The sequence below is a fragment of the Streptomyces sp. CB02923 genome, from assembly GCF_001905005.1.
Classification (GTDB): Bacteria; Actinomycetota; Actinomycetes; order Streptomycetales; family Streptomycetaceae; genus Streptomyces.
Genome location: NZ_LWKZ01000028.1, coordinates 1 through 16,245 on the forward strand (window position 1 = coordinate 1; position 16,245 = coordinate 16,245).

Here is a 16,245-nt window from a genome sequence, read left to right on the forward strand (position 1 = left end):
CGGCTCCCTGCTGGAGCGGGGCGGCCGTCCGGCTTTCGCTTTTCAGCCTTTCCGACTCTATCAGATCCGATTCGCAGTCCGTTTCCGGGCTGAATTCGGTTCCGATTTTATCGGAGGAGTTTGCCTTTCGGCTGTTCCGACTTTATCAGAAGCGTTTCGCCGACATGAAGTCGATGAACTCTTTCCAGATAAAGATTTCGGAGGTGCTTCGCGGAATCAACTTCCCGACCGAAGCAGACTAGAGACTAGCCGTTGCGCTCGAACATGTCTAGTCCGTGGCAACCGTTTGAATCTACCTCCCCGCCTGACCCGTGTCAACGGGCTTCTTGGGGAGATCAGGAGATTAGCAGGTCAGGGCGGCTCTACGCACATCAGGCGGCGGTCGGGAGGAGGGCCTCGCGGTCCGAGGCGTCGACGTCCCCTGTTTCGCCCGATCGGACGGCACGGCCGCCGAGCACGTACACGTACGTGAGAAAGGCGAGCTCGGCGACGACGCCGATGGTGATCCGGGCCCAGGTGGGCAGGCCGGACGGGGTGACGAAGCCTTCGAGGACACCCGACACGAACAGCACGGCGGCCAGGCCGATGGCGACGCCGAGGGCGGAGCGGCCTTCTTCGGCGAGGGCGGTACGGCGGGTGCGCGGGCCGGGATCGACGACGGTCCACCCCAGGCGAAGGCCGACTCCGGCCGCTACGAAGACCGCGGTGAGTTCCAGGAGGCCGTGCGGCAGGAGCAGGCCGAGGAAGGAATCGAGGCGGCCTGCCGAGGACATCAGGCCGAGGCCGACTCCCAGGTTGAGCATGTTCTGGAAGAGCACCCAGAAGACGGGCAGGCCGAGGAAGGCGCCCAGGACGAGGCACAGGGCTACGGCCTGCGCGTTGTTCGTCCATACCTGGGCGGCGAAGGACGCGGCGGGATGGCTGGAGTAGTACGTCTCGTACTCCCCACCGGGCCGGGTCATGGCGCGCAGGTCCTCGGGAGCGCCGATGGCGGCCTGGACCTCGGGGTGGGTGGAGATCCACCAGGCGATGAGGACGCCGACCGCGGTGGAGAGGAGGGCCGTCGGGATCCACCAATGGCGCAGCCGGTAGACCGCTGCAGGGAACGACACCGTGAAGAACCGTGCGACGTCGCGCCAGGATGCCTTGCGTGCGCCGGCCACCGTACTGCGGGCGCGCGCTACGAGAGAGGTGAGGCGTCCTATGAGGGCGGGGTCCGGGGCGCTGGCCTGAAGAAGCGACAGGTGTGTGGTGGTGCGCTGGTAGAGGGCGATCAGTTCGTCGGCCTCGGCGCCTGTACGCCGGCGTTTGCGGCGCAGCAGTTCTTCGAGACGGTCCCACTCGGCACGGTGGGCACTGACGAAGACATCGAGGTCCATGGATCCAGCTCCTGGCGGCGCCGTGCGGTGACTGTGCCGTCAGCTTGGCAGACTGGGCTGGTCGGCAGCGGGGCGGGCGGCGGTTCGGGGACGGACCGGTACGGATCGGGGCATGGGAGGACGGCGCAGATGAACGAGCTCGTGACGGGCGAGGCGGTGGTGTTGGGGCTGCGGCCGGCCCGGCTGCCGAGCCGGGCGCTGGCGGTCCTCGTCGACCTCGCGGTGACCTGGAGTGCCTACGTTCTGGTGTCGGTGCTGATGCTGCGTGCCACGGCGTCGATGGACGAGGCGGCGGTGGCCGCCGTGTCGGTGGCGCTGTTCGTGCTGGTGCTGGTCGGAGTACCGATCGTGGTGGAGACGCTGAGCCGTGGCCGGTCGCTGGGAAAGCTGGTGTGCGGACTGCGGGTGGTGCGCGAGGACGGCGGGCCGGTCCGTTTCCGGCATGCGCTGGTGCGCGGCGCGCTGGGCGCCGTCGAGATCGTGCTGACGATGGGTGTGGTGGCGTGCATCGCCTCCCTGGTGTCGGCCAGGGGGCGGCGGCTCGGGGACGTCTTCGCGGGCACCGTCGTCGTACGGGAGCGGATACCCACGCCGCACGGCATGCCGGTGCTGCCGCCCCCGCCTCCCTGGCTGGCGGCGGAGCTCGGCGCGCTGGACCTGTCGCGGGTCCCGGACAGCTGGTGGCTGACGGTCCGCCAGTACCTGAGCCGAATACGGCAGCTCGATCCGCAGGCCGGCGGGGCGATGGGGGCTCGGCTGGCGGCGGATTTGTGCGGCTGGACCGGGGCGTCGGTGCCGGCGGGAATGTATCCGGCGGTGTATCTGGCCGCGGTGGTGGGCGAGCGGCAGGCGCGGGAGGCACAGCGGGCGTTCGGGGCGCCGCTGGGGGCGCCTGGGCCGGTGGCCGGCGGGCACGGGGGCGCGTACGGAGGTACGTACAGGGGCGGTGCTTATGGGGGCGGTGCTTATGAGAGCGGCGCCTACGGGCGCGGGGCTTACGGGAGCGGGGCTTCCGAGGTTTCGGCTGGGCCGGGGGCGGTGAGCGCGGAGGCGTCGTACGTGATGCCCGCGGTGGAGCAGCGCGGTGAGGGCGCCGTGGGGCCGGCTGCCGTGGGGCCGGCTGTGGTGACGGGCGGTGACGAGGGCCTGCGCGGGGCCGGGGAGACGGTGTCCGGAAAAGGGCCCGAGGATGGCCGGGAGCGTCGTTCGGGGTTCTCGCCGCCGGTGTGAGGGGTCGGGGGCATGGCGGTGGGGGCCCGCCGGTCAGGTGAAGGTCGAGGGCGGGGTTTCCAGGTCTTCGAGTTCGATGCCGGGGGCCGACAGGACGACGTCGCCGGCGAGGTGTACGGCGTGCTGTTCACCGGTCTCCAGGTCGTTGACCTGGTATTCGTCCGCGGTCAGCGGGTCGTTGTCAGTGGCGTGTGCTGTCCTTTTCACCAAGGCCCAGGACTGGTCGAGCGTGCGGGGTGCGAGGACGGGGGGTGCGAAGGCCACGAGGCGGGTGCGGACGGCTCCGGTGCCGGGGGCGGGGCGGAGCAGCCGGGCGGTGGCGATGAGGAAAGCGGGGGACGCGCCGGTGAAGGCATGGGCGGGAACGTTGCCTTCGGTGGCGTGGGCGCCGGACGGGTCGGTACGGACCCAGGTGACGCCTTCCAGGGCGGCGCCGCGTACCTGCCAGCCGCCGGCGTGGAGTTCGAGACGGATGGGGCGGCCGAGGTCGTCGAGGGTGAGGTCGACGGAGCCCGCGTGGTCTCCGGAGGGGGTGGTGATCTGGGAGACGTAACGCCAGCCGGAGGGGCCGGTGGCGCAGTGGAAGTGTTCTTCGCCGAGGGGGGTGTGATCGTGCGGGTCGTGGAGGGAGTAGCGGCCGCGGGGCATGGGGGTCCTTGGTCGGGTCCGGTGGTACGGGTCAGGCCCCCGCCGTGGTGCTGGGCGGGGGCCTGGATCACTGCCTGGATCGCTGCCTGGATCACCGGGTTCCGGTGGTGGTGCCCACCGCGCGCGGTGGCGGGGCGGGCGCCGGGAGCACGGGGATCAGTAGCGGTAGTGGTCGGACTTGTAGGGGCCCTCGACCGTGACGCCGATGTAGGCGGCCTGCTCGGGGCGGAGGGTGGTGAGCTTGACGCCGAGGGCGTCGAGGTGGAGGCGGGCGACCTTCTCGTCCAGGTGCTTGGGCAGGACGTAGACGTCGGTCGGGTACTCCTCCGGCTTGGTGAACAGCTCGATCTGGGCCAGGGTCTGGTCCGCGAAGGAGTTGGACATCACGAAGGAGGGGTGACCGGTCGCGTTGCCGAGGTTCAGCAGGCGGCCCTCGGACAGCACGATCAGGACCTTGCCGTCGGCGAAGGTCCAGGTGTGGACCTGCGGCTTGACCTCGTCCTTGACGATGCCGTCGATGGCGGCGAGGCCGGCCATGTCGATCTCGTTGTCGAAGTGGCCGATGTTGCCGACGATCGCCTGGTGCTTCATCTTGGCCATGTCGGAGGCCATGATGATGTCCTTGTTGCCCGTCGTGGTGACGAAGATGTCGGCGGTCTCGACGACGTCGGCGAGGGTCGTGACCTGGTAGCCGTCCATCGCCGCCTGGAGCGCGCAGATCGGGTCGATCTCGGTGATGATGACGCGGGCGCCCTGGCCGCGCAGCGACTCGGCGCAGCCCTTGCCGACGTCGCCGTAGCCGCAGACGACGGCGGTCTTGCCGCCGATGAGGGTGTCGGTGGCGCGGTTGATGCCGTCGATCAGGGAGTGGCGGCAGCCGTACTTGTTGTCGAACTTCGACTTGGTCACGGCGTCGTTCACGTTGATCGCCGGGAAGAGCAGCTGGCCGTCGCGCTGCATCTCGTAGAGGCGGTGCACGCCGGTGGTGGTCTCCTCGGTGACACCGCGGATCTCCGACGCGAGCTTGGTCCACTTCTGCGGGTTCTCGGCGAGGGTGCGGTTGAGGAGCTGCAGGATCGTGCGGTGCTCGTCGTTCTCCGCGGTCTCGACGGCGGGGGCCTTGCCCTCCTTCTCGTACTCGACGCCCTTGTGGACCAGGAGCGTGGCGTCGCCGCCGTCGTCCAGGATCATGTTCGGGCCGCCGGTGGGCGAGTTGGGCCAGGTCAGCGCCTGCTCCGTGCACCACCAGTACTCGTCGAGCGTCTCGCCCTTCCAGGCGAAGACCGGGACGCCCTGAGGGTTCTCGGGAGTGCCGTTCGGGCCGACCGCGATGGCGGCGGCGGCGTGGTCCTGCGTGGAGAAGATGTTGCAGGAGGCCCAGCGGACCTCGGCGCCGAGCGCCGTGAGGGTCTCGATCAGCACGGCGGTCTGCACGGTCATGTGCAGCGAGCCGGTGACGCGGGCGCCGGCCAGCGGCTGCGCGGCGGCGTACTCCTTGCGGATCGCCATCAGGCCGGGCATCTCGTGCTCGGCGAGGGTGATCTCCTTGCGGCCGAAGGCGGCGAGGGACAGGTCGGCGACCTTGAAGTCCTGGCTGTTGGCTGCGGTCGACATTCGGGTTGCTCCCGGGGTCGAGGGTGGTTGGCTGGCAGTCTGCGGCGCGGGCAGGCGGGGACGCCACCGCCCGGAGTTCCGCGCGGGCGGACGTACCGCATGAGCGAAATACCGTTGGTGACGGCATACCGTACGGGTGGTTCCGCGTGTGCGGACACACCTCTCCCCTGGCCGCAGCGCAGTCCGTCGGAGGCCCTCTCTCCCTCGGCCGGCCCGCGGGGCGGACCGCCCGACCGCCATCAGCAGCGACGTCTGGCACTGGTCACGAATCTACACCGATCGCCCCCCGGAACCCCAGCCCGCCCTAGGAAAACGCGCACAACCGCGAGTGGGCGGGGCCGACAGGCGACACGGGGCCGGGGATGTCGGACGCGGGGCGCACGTCGCGGATGCACGTCGCGGATGCACGTCACGGGTGCAGGTCACGGGGGTGGGGCGCGGGTGTAGGGCGCGGGTGCGGGTCCGGGTCCGGGTGTGGAGTGCGAGTGGGATGAGCGCGGGGTGGAGGGTGCGAGTGGGATGAGCGCGGGGGGTGGGGGGCGAATGGCGGGTAACGGGCGGCGGGTGGCGGGGAGTGGACTACCGGCTTACGGGCGCGGGCGGCGGAGTGCCGGGGGGAGCGCGGGAGGAGGGCTGGCGGCAGGGGGCGGCCCCGGAGAGCAGGGGGCGGCTGAGGACTGGTGGCAGAGGGCGGATGCGGAGAGCGGGAGGCCGAGAGCAGGAGGCGAGTGAGGGGCTGGCGGGTAGGGGGCGGAGAGCCGGAGGCGGAGGCGGCAGGGGACGGACGTAGAGAGCGGGAGGCGGGTGAGGGCTGACGGTAGGAGGCGGGCCCGGAGAGCGGGAGGCGGAGAGCCGGAGCGCGGGAGGAGGGCTGGCGGCAGGGGACGGATGCAGAGAGCGGGAGGCGGGTGAGGGCTGACGGTAGGGGGCGGGCCCGGAGAGTAGGAGGCGGAGAGCCGGAGGACGGGTGAGGGGCTGGCGGTAAGGGGCGGGCGGAGAGCGGGAGGCGGGTGAGAGCTGGCGTCAGGGATGGATGTGGGGGCGTGAAGGCGGGGGCGTGAGGGTGGGGTGGGGTGGTGTTCGGTGCTTTGCAGGTGTGGCTCTGTGTTGCAGGATGCGGGGAGCGTGAGGACACTCGCACGTCACCTTGCGCGCACGTCCGTTAGGAGAACCACGTGACCACCAGTCCAGCTGATCCCCCCAAGGGTGCGGGGAAGGGCGGGCGAGGGCTGAAGCTGCTCGCAGTGACCGCCTGCCCGACCGGCATAGCCCACACGTACATGGCTGCCGAGAAGCTGACCCAGGCCGCCGAAGCGCTTGGCCACGAGATGAAGGTGGAGACGCAGGGGTCGATCGGCGCCGAGAACGTCCTCTCTGACAACGATGTCAACCACGCCGACGGCGTCATCATCGCTGCGGACAAGGACGTCGACCCGAGTCGGTTCGTCGGCAAGAAGTTGCTGGTGGTGGGTGTGGCCGAGGGCATACGCCACCCCGAGGAACTGATCGAGCGAGTGCTGAGCGCACCCGTACACGGGTCGGACGGCGACAGCGACAGGGCAGGGTCTGGGGACGGAGTCGGGGGTGGAAGCGGTTCGGAGGTCGGGGGTACGGCCGGTGCGCGGGTCGGCGGAGTCCGTGGGGGCGGCGGAGTCCGTGAGGGCGGTGGAGTCCGTGAGGGCGGTGGTGGCGGGGGCGGTGCGTCAGGGGGGAAGGAGCGCGGGCTCACGTACAAGGCGCTGATGAACGGTGTCAGTTACATGATCCCGTTCGTCGTGGTCGGCGGTCTGCTGCTGGCGCTGTCCCTGGCGGTCGGCGGGGAGGCGACGCCGAAGGGGCTGGTCATCCCGCAGGGCACCTTCTGGGCGCACGTCAACGACATCGGCACGATCGGCTTCCAGCTGATGGTGCCGGTCCTCTCCGGGTACATCGCGTACGCGATCGGGGACCGGCCCGCGCTCGTACCGGGCATGATCGGCGGCTGGATAGCCAATACCGGCGAGCTGTACGACTCCAAGGCGGGCGCCGGGTTCATCGGGGCGATCGTGACGGGCTTCCTGGCCGGGTACCTGGTCATGTGGATCAAGAAGGTCCGGGTCCCCCGGTTCGTACGGCCGATCATGCCGATCATCGTGATTCCGATCGTCGCCACGGCGGCGGTCGGGCTGTTCTTCATCTACGTCCTGGGCAAGCCGATCTCGTGGGTCTTCACGCATCTGACGGACTGGCTCAGCGGTATGACGGGCACCAGCGCCATCGTGCTCGGCGCGGTCCTCGGCCTGATGATCGCGTTCGATATGGGCGGGCCGGTCAACAAGACGGCGTTCCTGTTCGGTACGGGGCTGATCGCGACCGGCAACCAGACCGTGATGGGCATGTGCGCCGCCGCGATCCCGGTGATGCCGCTAGGCCAGGGGCTGGCCACGCTGATCCGCCGGCGCCTGTACTCCGACCAGGAGCGGGAGACCGGGATGGCGTCGCTCTTCATGGGGCTGTTCGGTATATCGGAGGGCGCGATCCCGTTCGCGGCGGCGCGGCCGGCGCAGGTCATCCCGGCGAACATGCTGGGCGGCGCGGTGGCCGGTGCGGTGGCCGGCATGGCCGGGGTGACGGACGCGGTGCCGCACGGCGGCCCGATCGTGGCGATCCTGGGCGCGGTCGGCGGGGTGCCGATGTTCTTCGTGGCCGTGGCGGCCGGGGCGGTCGTGACGGCGCTGGCGACGGTCGCGCTGGTGGACGTGTCGGCGCGGCAGAAGGACCGGCAGCAGGACCGGAAGAAGGACCAACAGCAGGACGAACAGCAGGATCGTGCACCGGCCGGGGGCAGCGGGGCGGCTTCGGGAGCGGAGCCGGTCCTGGCCGGCGTCGGCGCGGGCGCCACCGCCGTACCACCCATGGCCGCGGCGACCGGGGCCCTGACGGCCGGAGCGGTGGCGGCCGGGGTGACCGGAGCCACGGCGTCGAAGCGGGAGGGAGCGAACGGGGAGGCTGGAGCGGATGGGGAGGCAGGAGCGGACGGGGCGGACCGCGCGGAAGAAGCGGACGGTTCGGAAGACGCGGACGGGGCGGACAGGGCGGAAAGGGCGGAAAGGCCGAACGGCGCAGGTGTGAGTGACGGTGGCTCGGAGGGTGAGGTGCTTTCCGGGTATCTCACGCGGGAGACCGTGAAGGTGCGGCTGGCCGCCGGCGGCAAGGAGGACGCGATCCGCGAGATGGCGGAACTCGCGGCCCGTACGGGCAAGGTGGCGGACGTGGACGAGCTGGTCCGGGTGGCGCTGGCGCGCGAGGCGCAGGGCACCACCGGCCTCGGCGAGGAGATCGCAATCCCGCACGCCAAGACGGACGCGGTGACCGCGCCCGTCGTCGGCTTCGCGCGTTCCGCGGAGGGCATCGACTGGGGCTCACCGGACGGTACGCACGCCAAGCTGGTGTTCATGATCTCGGTGCCGGAAGCCGCCGCGGGCGACGAGCACCTGCGCATCCTGGCGCTGCTGTCGCGGAAGCTGATGGATGCGGAATTCCGGGCGCGGCTGCAGGGCGCGCCGGACGAGGCGGCGATCCTGCGGGTGCTGGGCGAGGTGGGGTAGCCGGTCCGCCGCCGCCGAGTAGCTGGGGGGAGCGGTGGGCGGGTACGGGAGCCGGAAAGAAACGGCAGGGGGCGGCGGACGGGTACGGAAGCCAGAAGGAAACGGCAGAGCCGGAGACAGCAGGGCCGGAAACGGCAGGGCCCCGCACCGGATCGGGTGCGGGGCCCTGTTCGTACGGCTCGGGGCGTGATCAGATGCCGCCCGGCGTCTTGCCCGGGTTGCCGCCCGATGCGGCGGCGGACTCGTTGTAGATGTCGGGTTCCAGGTAGATCACGCGGGCGATCGGTACGGCCTCGCGGATGCGGTCCTCGGCGGCGTTGATCGCGTCGGCGACCTCCTTGGCGGTGTCGTCGTGCTGTACCGCGACCTTGGCGGCGACGAGGAGTTCCTCCGGGCCGAGGTGGAGGGTGCGCATGTGGATGACGCGGGTGACGGTGTCGCCGTCGACCAGGGCCGCGCGGATCTTGGTGACCTGTTCGGGGCCCGCCGCCTCGCCGAGCAGCAGCGACTTCGTCTCGGCGGCGAGGACCAGGGCGATCAGGACGAGGAGGGCGCCGATGCACATCGTGCCGACGCCGTCCCACACGCCGTTGCCGGTGGCGAGGGTGAGGCCGACGCCGCCGAGCGCGAGCACCAGGCCGACCAGCGCGCCGAAGTCCTCCAGGAGGACGACGGGGAGTTCGGGGGCCTTGGCGCGGCGGACGAACTGGGGCCAGGTCTGCTTGCCGCGCAGCTCGTTGGACTCCTTGATGGCCGTACGGAAGGAGAAGCCCTCGGCGATGACCGCGAAGACCAGGACGCCGACCGGCCAGATCCAGTTGTCCAGCTCGTGCGGGTCGTGGATCTTCTCGTAGCCCTCGTACAGGGCGAAGACGCCGCCGATGGTGAACAGGACGATGGAGACGAGGAAGCCGTAGATGTAGCGCTCGCGGCCGTAGCCGAAGGGGTGTTCCTCGGTGGCGGCGCGCTTGGCCTTCTTGCCGCCGAGCAGCAGCAGGCCCTGGTTGCCGGAGTCGGCGATGGAGTGGACGCCTTCGGCCAGCATCGAGGACGATCCGCTGAAGGCGAAGGCGACGAACTTCGCCACCGCGATGGCCAGGTTGGCGCCCAGCGCCGCGACGATCGCCTTGGTACCGCCTGATGCACTCATGGGTGGCGCATTTCCCTTCCGTCGGCCGACTGCGGTGCGCAGCCTGTTCAGAGGCCGCTCCGTGGGCTCCTTTACGAACCCTTTAGGCGGGTCATTGTTGCAGCCCGTCCGCCGGGGCGCGCAGGGGGCCGCCGGCCGGGGCGCCGGACGGCTCGTGGGCCGTCCGGCGGGCAGCCGTCAGACCGCCACCGTCGCGCGGAAGACCGTGCCCTCCCCCGTCAGTTCCACGCGTTCCCCGGCCGGTACGAAGACCGACTCGCCCGGCGCCAGCTTCAGGTCGGTACGGGAGCCGAAGCCGGAGCCGAAGCCGGAGCCGAAGCCGCTGTCCGCGCCCAGCCCCGCCCCACTGCCCGTCCCCGCCCCACTGCCCTCGCCCGTCCCCGCCCCACTGCCCGCACGCGGCCCGTCCGCGTGCAGAGCAACCGTTCCTGCGGTGCACAGCAGGATCTGCGGGGTGCGGTCGCCGAGAGTGCGGGGCGCGCCGCCGGGGGCCAGGACGAAGCGGGAGAGCCGGAATTCGTCGATCGGAGTCTCGTAGACCTCCTCGCCCGACGCCGTGGCCTCCTCCGGGCGCAGTACTCCGGCGTCGCGGGCGGCGAAGCGGACCACGCGCAGGAGTTCCGGTACGTCCACGTGCTTGGGGGTCAGGCCGCAGCGCAGCACGTTGTCGGAGTTGGCCATCAGTTCCACGCCGAGGCCGCTGAGGTAGGCGTGCGGGATGCCGGCGCCCAGGAAGAGCGCTTCGCCGGGCTGGAGCCGTACGTGGTTGAGGAGCATGGCGGCGAGCACGCCGGGGTCGCCCGGGTAGTGGTGGGCGATGGCGGCGTACGCGGCGTAGGAGTCGGCGTGCGGGCCGCCCTCGTCGGCCAGGCGCCGGGCAGCGGCCGCGGCCTGCTCGACGGTATCGGCCGTCTCGTCCTGGTCCGCGCTCAGTACGGCGGTGAGCACCTCGCGCAGCGCGGCGTCCTCCGGGGCGGCGCGCAGGATGTCGGCGTACGGCTTGAGGGTGCCCACGCCGAGTCCTTCGAGAAGGGACGCGGCCTCGGCCGGGTGCCGGAAGCCGCAGAGTCCTTCGAAGGGGGTGAGGGCGCAGAGCAGTTCGGGCTTGTGGTTGGCGTCCTTGTAGTTGCGGTGCGGGGCGTCCGCGGGGACCCCGCGCCGCTCCTCGTCGGCGTACCCCTCCTTGGCCTGGGTCAGGTCGGGGTGGACCTGGAGGGAGAGCGGGGAGCCGGCGGCGAGCAGCTTGAGCAGGAAGGGCAGCCGGGGGCCGAAGGCGCGTACCGCGTCGGGGCCGAGTTCGCCTTCCGGGTCGGCGGCTATGACGTCGGCCAGCGACACCGGGCCGGTGCCGCGGTCGGCTCGGGAGGGGGCGCCGGGGTGTGCGCCCATCCACATCTCGGCCTGCGGTTCGCCGGTCGGCTCGGTGCCGAGGAGTTCCGGGATGGCGGTGGTGGAGCCCCAGGCGTAGGGGCGCACGGTGTTCGTGAGGCGGTCCATGTGACGGGGTTCCTGACTCTTCGTTCGGGCTGAGCCGTATGCAGCCGTATGCAGTTGCAGCCGTATGCAGCCGTACGGGTACGGGGCGCGCCTGCCGGGCCGCGCTCAGGCTCCCCGTGCGCCCGGCGGCCGGGGCCTCATGTTCCCTCGGTGCCGGCGAGCGCCAGGTAAACGGCGGCGAAATCTGTGACGGCGAGGAGTTCGGCGGCCCTTTCCAGGGCGCTGCCGCCGTCCGGTTCCAGTTCGCTGACGGGTGTGTCGTGCTCCAGCGCCAGTTCGCGGGCGGCGGGCGCGGCGGAGAGCGGGCCGGGGTTCTCCTCGCGGAGCAGGACGACGCGGGCGTGCAGGGCGGTGGGCTGGTCGACGCGGTCGCGGAAGAAGTCGTCCGGGTCGGCGCCGGCCGCGAACGGGCCGGCGAGCAGCGCGCCGTGCGTGGTCATCGTCTCGGGCAGTTCGCCGGCGAGCGCGGGCCGGCCGGCGAGTCCGGCCAGTACGGTCGCGAAGTGCCGGCCGACGGCGCCGGAGACGGTGCCTTCGGTCCAGATCAGCGGGAGCGCGTCGGCGAGTTCGGCGGCGAGGGTCTTGGCGGGGTTGGAGTACGTCTCGATGGCGGGGCCGCAGCGTTCGGCGACCTGGTCGAGCCGGTCGGCGAGCTGCGCGAGCAGCTCGGGCGGGGCGCTGAGCAGGCCGATCCGGTCGGCGAGCGCGAGCAGCGGGATGAGCAGCGACCAGAGGGTGCCGGGGGCTGCCGGGGGTGCGCCCTCCACGTCGAACTCGGCGTCGTACGGAGTGGTGGCCAGCGGTACGGACAGGCCGCGGGCCTGGACGACGGCGTCGGCGAGCGGGCCGCCCGCGGGGGTGACGGCGACGACGGAGCAGCCGCGGCGGTACGCCTGCTCGACGAGCTGCGCGAGGCCCGCGTCGGTGCCGTCCGGGCCGACGATCAGCAGCAGGTCCAGCGGGCCGGACCAGCCGGGCAGGGTCCAGCGCAGCGCGCCGGGCCGGGCCGCGACGCCGGTGGGCCGGATGAGGGTGACCGGGCAGGTGCCGCCGCCGAGGGCGCCGAAGAGGTCGGCGACGCAGGCGGCGGCCGGTGCCGGGCCCGCCACGAGGACGGTGCGGGGCCGGCCGTCGGGCCGCAGGTCGGCGATGCCGGACTCGGCGGCGTTACGGGCCGCGGTGCGTACCCGGGCCCCGGATTCGGCGACGCCGCGCAGCAGTCCGTAGCGGTCGGCGCCGGCCAGCGCCTCGGGTGCGTCCAACAGGGACTCGTCGAGCATGGTGTGCGCTGCCTCCGATCGCCGGTGCGGGCGGGGTGGGGTCCGGGCGGCTCGGCCGCCCGGGTCAGGCGGGGCGCCGGGCCTCGTCCACCAGGAGGACGGGGATGCCGTCACGGACGGGGTAGGCGAGGCCGCATTCCTCGCCGGTGCACTGCAGCTCGGCCGGGTCGGCGTCCGACCGGTCCGCCAGCGGGGCGTGGCACGCCGGGCAGGCGAGGATCTCGATCAGGCTGGCGTCGACCGGCATGGGGGCTTCTCCTTCGGCGGAAATACGGCACTGCCAGCGTACCGCCGGGGCGGGCGCCGGGACGCGCCGCAGGTGGGTGGTGGGGCGACGGCGTTCCGGCGGCACGGGCCGGGGCCCGGCCCTTCGCTGCTGACCGAGCGCCCCGGCACCCCCGTACGGGTCCGTACGGACCCGTACGGACCCGCATTCGGACCCGCACCGGGCCCATACGAACCTGTCCCGCGCGGCCCCGTGGGCCCTCGCCCTCAGCCCCCACACACCGGCCTCACACCGGCCTCACCCCCGCCTCACCCCCGCACGATCCCCAGCACCTCGTCCCGTACCCGCTCGACCGTTGCGCTGTCCCGGGCCTCGACGTTCAGGCGCAGCAGCGGTTCGGTGTTGGAGGGGCGGAGGTTGAACCACCAGTCGGCGGTGCTGACCGTCAGGCCGTCCAGTTCGTCGAGTTCGGTGTCCTCGTGGCCCTGGTACGTGGTCTTGACGGCGGCGAGGCGGCCCGTCTGGTCGTCGACGGTGCTGTTGATCTCACCGGAGGCGGCGTACCGGTCGTACTCGGCGACCAGTTGGGAGAGCGGGCCGTCCTGGCCGCCGAGCGCCGCCAGGACGTGCAGGGCGGCGAGCATCCCGGTGTCGGCGTTCCAGAAGTCGCGGAAGTAGTAGTGCGCGGAGTGCTCGCCGCCGAAGATGGCCCCGGTCTTGGCCATCTCCCCCTTGATGAAGGAGTGGCCGACGCGGGTGCGGACGGGGGTGCCGCCGTTCTCCTTGACGACCTCGGGGACGGACCAGGAGGTGATGCAGTTGTGGATGACCGTGCCGCCGGGGTGTTTGGCGAGTTCGCGGGCGGCGACCAGGGCGGTGATCGCGGACGGGGAGACGGGGTCGCCGTTCCCGTCGACGACGAAGCAGCGGTCCGCGTCGCCGTCGAAGGCCAGGCCGATGTCGGCGCCGACCTCGCGGACCCGCGCCTGGAGGTCGACGATGTTCGCCGGGTCCAGGGGGTTGGCCTCGTGATGGGGGAAGGTGCCGTCGAGTTCGAAGTACAGGGCGTCCAGGTCGACGGGCAGGCCCTCGAAGACGGTGGGGACGGTGTGGCCGCCCATGCCGTTGCCGGCGTCCACCACGACCTTCAGGCGGCGGATGCCGGAGAGGTCGACGAGGTGGCGCAGGTGGGCCGCGTAGTCGCTGAGGACGTCGCGCTGCGTGATGGTGCCGGGGGTCGCCGCGGGCTCCGGGCGGTCCCCGTCGCGCCACTGCTCGACGAGGGCGCGGATCTCGGTGAGGCCGGTGTCCTGGCCGACCGGGGCGGCGCCGGACCGGCACATCTTGATGCCGTTGTACTGCGCGGGGTTGTGCGAGGCGGTGAACATCGCGCCGGGCAGGTTCAGCGCGCCGCTGGCGTAGTACAGCTGGTCGGTGGAGCACAGCCCGATCTCGGTCACGTCCGTCCCGAGTGCCGCGGCGCCACGGGCGAAGGCCCGGGACAGGCCGGGCGAGGAGGGCCGCATGTCGTGCCCGGTGACGATCGCGTCCGCTCCGGTCACGCGGGCGAAGGCCGCGCCGAACAGCTCGGCCAGCGTCTCGTCCCACTGATCGGGGACCACACCGCGCACGTCGTACGCCTTCACGATCTGCGACAGGTCAGTCACAGCCAGCCCTCCTGATGTCATGACGGGGTCCCAAACCTACCCGTAGGCGGTCGGGGGGAGGCGGGATCGGGGGCGGGTCCGGCGGTCCGGGGCGTCCTGCGTCCCGGCATCGCGTATCCCGCGCACCGCATCCCGCGCTCCGCACGCCCTACGGCAGCATCCACCCCAGCACAGCTGTGCTCTGACCCACCACGATCAAGCACATCACCAGCAACAATCCCAGACTCCACGGCAACACCTTGCGCAGCAGGTCTCCTTCACGTCCGGCCAGTCCGACCGCCGCGCAGGCGATGGCCAGGTTCTGCGGGGAGATCATTTTGCCGAGGACGCCGCCGGAGCTGTTGGCCGCGGCGAGCAGTACGGGGGAGAGCCCGGACTGCCGGGCGGCGGTCACCTGGAGGGCGCCGAAGAGGGCGTTGGCGGAGGTGTCGGAGCCGGTGACGGCGACGCCGAACCAGCCGAGGACGGGCGAGAGGAAGGCCAGTCCGGCTCCGGCGGCGGCGACGAAGTGGCCGATGGTGGCGGCCTGTCCGGAGAGGTTCATGACGTAGGCGAGGGCCAGTACGGAGGTGACGGTCAGGATCGCCGGGCGCAGTTCGCGTACGGTCGCGGCCCATTCGCGTACGGCGGTGGCGGCCCGTACGCCCAGGACGGGGGCACTCAGTACGCCCGCCAGCAGCACCAGGGTGCCGCCGGTGGCGAGCAGCGGGAGCGAGAAGACGTTGCCGCCGGCCGGTTCGCCGTCGGGGCCCGCGACGTCCAGGAAGGGCCAGTCGAAGGTGCGGGTCGCCCGCGCGAGGAGGTCCCTGACGGGCGGGACCTGGGCGAGGGAGAAGACGACGACGATGAGGGCGTACGGCGCGTAGGCCCGTACGACGTCGGCGCGGGAGTCGCGTACGTCGAGGTCCTCGCTGCGGGCGCCGGTCAGTACGGCGGCCCGTACCGGCTCGGCGGCGGGCCTGCGGGCGCCGGGGACGGCGACGAGCGCGGCGGCGCCCGCGAGGGCCGCGCCGATGTCGGCGAGCTGCGCGGACACGTGGTTGGCCGCCGCGAACTGCACGGCGGCGAAGGCCACTCCGCAGGCGAGCGCGGGCACCCACGTCTCGCGCAGGCCGCGCCGCCCGTCGACCAGGAACACCAGCAGCAGCGGTACGACGAGGGCGAGCAGCGGGGTCTGGCGGCCGACCACCGGGGCGACGGTGTCCAGCGGCAGTCCGGTGACCTGGGCGAGCGTGACCACGGGGGTGCCCATGGCGCCGAAGGCGACCGGCGCGGTGTTGGCGACGAGCGCGACGACGGCGGCGCGTGCCGGGGTGAAGCCGAGCGCGACCAGCATCACCGCGCTGATCGCGACGGGCGCCCCGAACCCGGCGAGCGCTTCGAGCAGCGCTCCGAAGCAGAAGGCGACGACCAGGGCCTGGACGCGGGGGTCGGCGGAGAGTCCGGAGAAGGAGCGGCGCAGGACGTCGAAGTGACGGGTGCGGACCGTCATCCGGTACACCCACAGGGCGTTGACGACGATCCACAGGATGGGGAACAGGCCGAAGAGCGCGCCCTGCGCCGCGCTGGACAGGGCCTGCCCGGCGGGCATGCGGAAGGCCAGGCAGGCGGTGGCGAGGGCGACGGCCAGGCCGGCGAGCCCGGCGAGGTGGGCGCGCATCCGTACGGCGCCGAGCAGGACGAGGACGGTGACCAGCGGGAGTGCGGCGACGAGTGCGGACAGGGCGAGCGAATCGGCTACGGGCTCCAGTTGCTGCACGAACTCCGGCTGCTGCACGAACCCCGGCTGCTGCACGAACTCCAGCTGCTGTACGGACACACGGCCTCCCGATGGACAGCTCCCCCGTCACTTCCGCCATACGGAAGCGGATCTATCGGGAGTGGAGGCATGGTGGTGTCCGCCCGGAGGCGGCGTCAATGCCGCGGGCGAAAGTGGCCGGGGGCGGGACGGGTTGCCCCGCCCCGCT

General features: G+C 72.1%; 12 protein-coding genes. 3 read left to right on the forward strand and 9 right to left on the reverse strand.

The window, feature by feature from the left end; genetic code table 11:
• Positions 1-242 (forward strand): hypothetical protein (locus tag A6A06_RS42480; protein WP_206780376.1); only part of this gene is annotated, 242 nt, incomplete at its 5' end.
• A 129-nt stretch (positions 243-371) separates the two neighbouring features.
• Here A6A06_RS42480 and A6A06_RS38100 read toward each other — a convergent pair.
• Positions 372-1,379, reverse strand: a complete 1,008-nt coding sequence (locus A6A06_RS38100) for a stage II sporulation protein M (protein WP_073768440.1) — start codon at positions 1,377-1,379, stop codon at positions 372-374.
• Between the two features lie 129 nt (positions 1,380-1,508).
• Between A6A06_RS38100 and A6A06_RS38105 the strand changes: the two genes are divergently transcribed.
• Entirely contained in the window at positions 1,509-2,609 is a 1,101-nt protein-coding gene (locus A6A06_RS38105) for an RDD family protein (RefSeq protein ID WP_073768443.1), read from the forward strand.
• Between the two features lie 33 nt (positions 2,610-2,642).
• Here the strand turns inward: A6A06_RS38105 and A6A06_RS38110 are convergent, their stop codons facing one another.
• Entirely contained in the window at positions 2,643-3,257 is a 615-nt protein-coding gene (locus A6A06_RS38110; RefSeq protein WP_073768445.1) for a hypothetical protein, read from the reverse strand.
• A 156-nt stretch (positions 3,258-3,413) separates the two neighbouring features.
• On the reverse strand, positions 3,414-4,871 hold the full coding sequence (gene ahcY / locus A6A06_RS38115) for an adenosylhomocysteinase (RefSeq protein ID WP_073768447.1): 1,458 nt from the start codon (positions 4,869-4,871) through the stop codon (positions 3,414-3,416).
• 1,175 nt (positions 4,872-6,046) lie between these two features.
• Between ahcY and A6A06_RS38120 the strand changes: the two genes are divergently transcribed.
• On the forward strand, positions 6,047-8,458 hold the full coding sequence (locus A6A06_RS38120; RefSeq protein ID WP_274535913.1) for a fructose-specific PTS transporter subunit EIIC: 2,412 nt from the start codon (positions 6,047-6,049) through the stop codon (positions 8,456-8,458).
• A gap of 190 nt (positions 8,459-8,648) precedes the next feature.
• Here the strand turns inward: A6A06_RS38120 and A6A06_RS38125 are convergent, their stop codons facing one another.
• The 6 genes from A6A06_RS38125 to A6A06_RS38150 form a co-directional block, all read right to left on the reverse strand.
• Positions 8,649-9,608, reverse strand: coding sequence for a cation diffusion facilitator family transporter (locus A6A06_RS38125; protein ID WP_073768451.1), 960 nt, complete (start codon positions 9,606-9,608; stop codon positions 8,649-8,651).
• Positions 9,609-9,785: 177 nt separating this feature from the next.
• A complete protein-coding gene (manA, locus tag A6A06_RS38130) occupies positions 9,786-11,105 on the reverse strand; it encodes a mannose-6-phosphate isomerase, class I (RefSeq protein WP_073768453.1) in 1,320 nt (439 codons plus the stop codon).
• Positions 11,106-11,242: 137 nt separating this feature from the next.
• The gene (locus A6A06_RS38135; RefSeq protein WP_073768455.1) at positions 11,243-12,385 is read right to left on the reverse strand and encodes an SIS domain-containing protein; all 1,143 of its coding nucleotides are present in this window, start codon (positions 12,383-12,385) and stop codon (positions 11,243-11,245) included.
• Positions 12,386-12,449: 64 nt separating this feature from the next.
• Complete coding sequence (locus A6A06_RS38140; protein ID WP_073768457.1) at positions 12,450-12,632, reverse strand: Trm112 family protein; 183 nt, start codon at positions 12,630-12,632, stop codon at positions 12,450-12,452.
• A 287-nt stretch (positions 12,633-12,919) separates the two neighbouring features.
• Complete coding sequence (locus A6A06_RS38145; RefSeq protein WP_199931418.1) at positions 12,920-14,278, reverse strand: phosphomannomutase/phosphoglucomutase; 1,359 nt, start codon at positions 14,276-14,278, stop codon at positions 12,920-12,922.
• A 148-nt stretch (positions 14,279-14,426) separates the two neighbouring features.
• Positions 14,427-16,055 (reverse strand): L-lactate permease, encoded by a 1,629-nt coding sequence (locus A6A06_RS38150; RefSeq protein WP_199931429.1) that lies wholly within the window; start codon positions 16,053-16,055, stop codon positions 14,427-14,429.
• Positions 16,056-16,245: the final 190 nt, after the last annotated feature.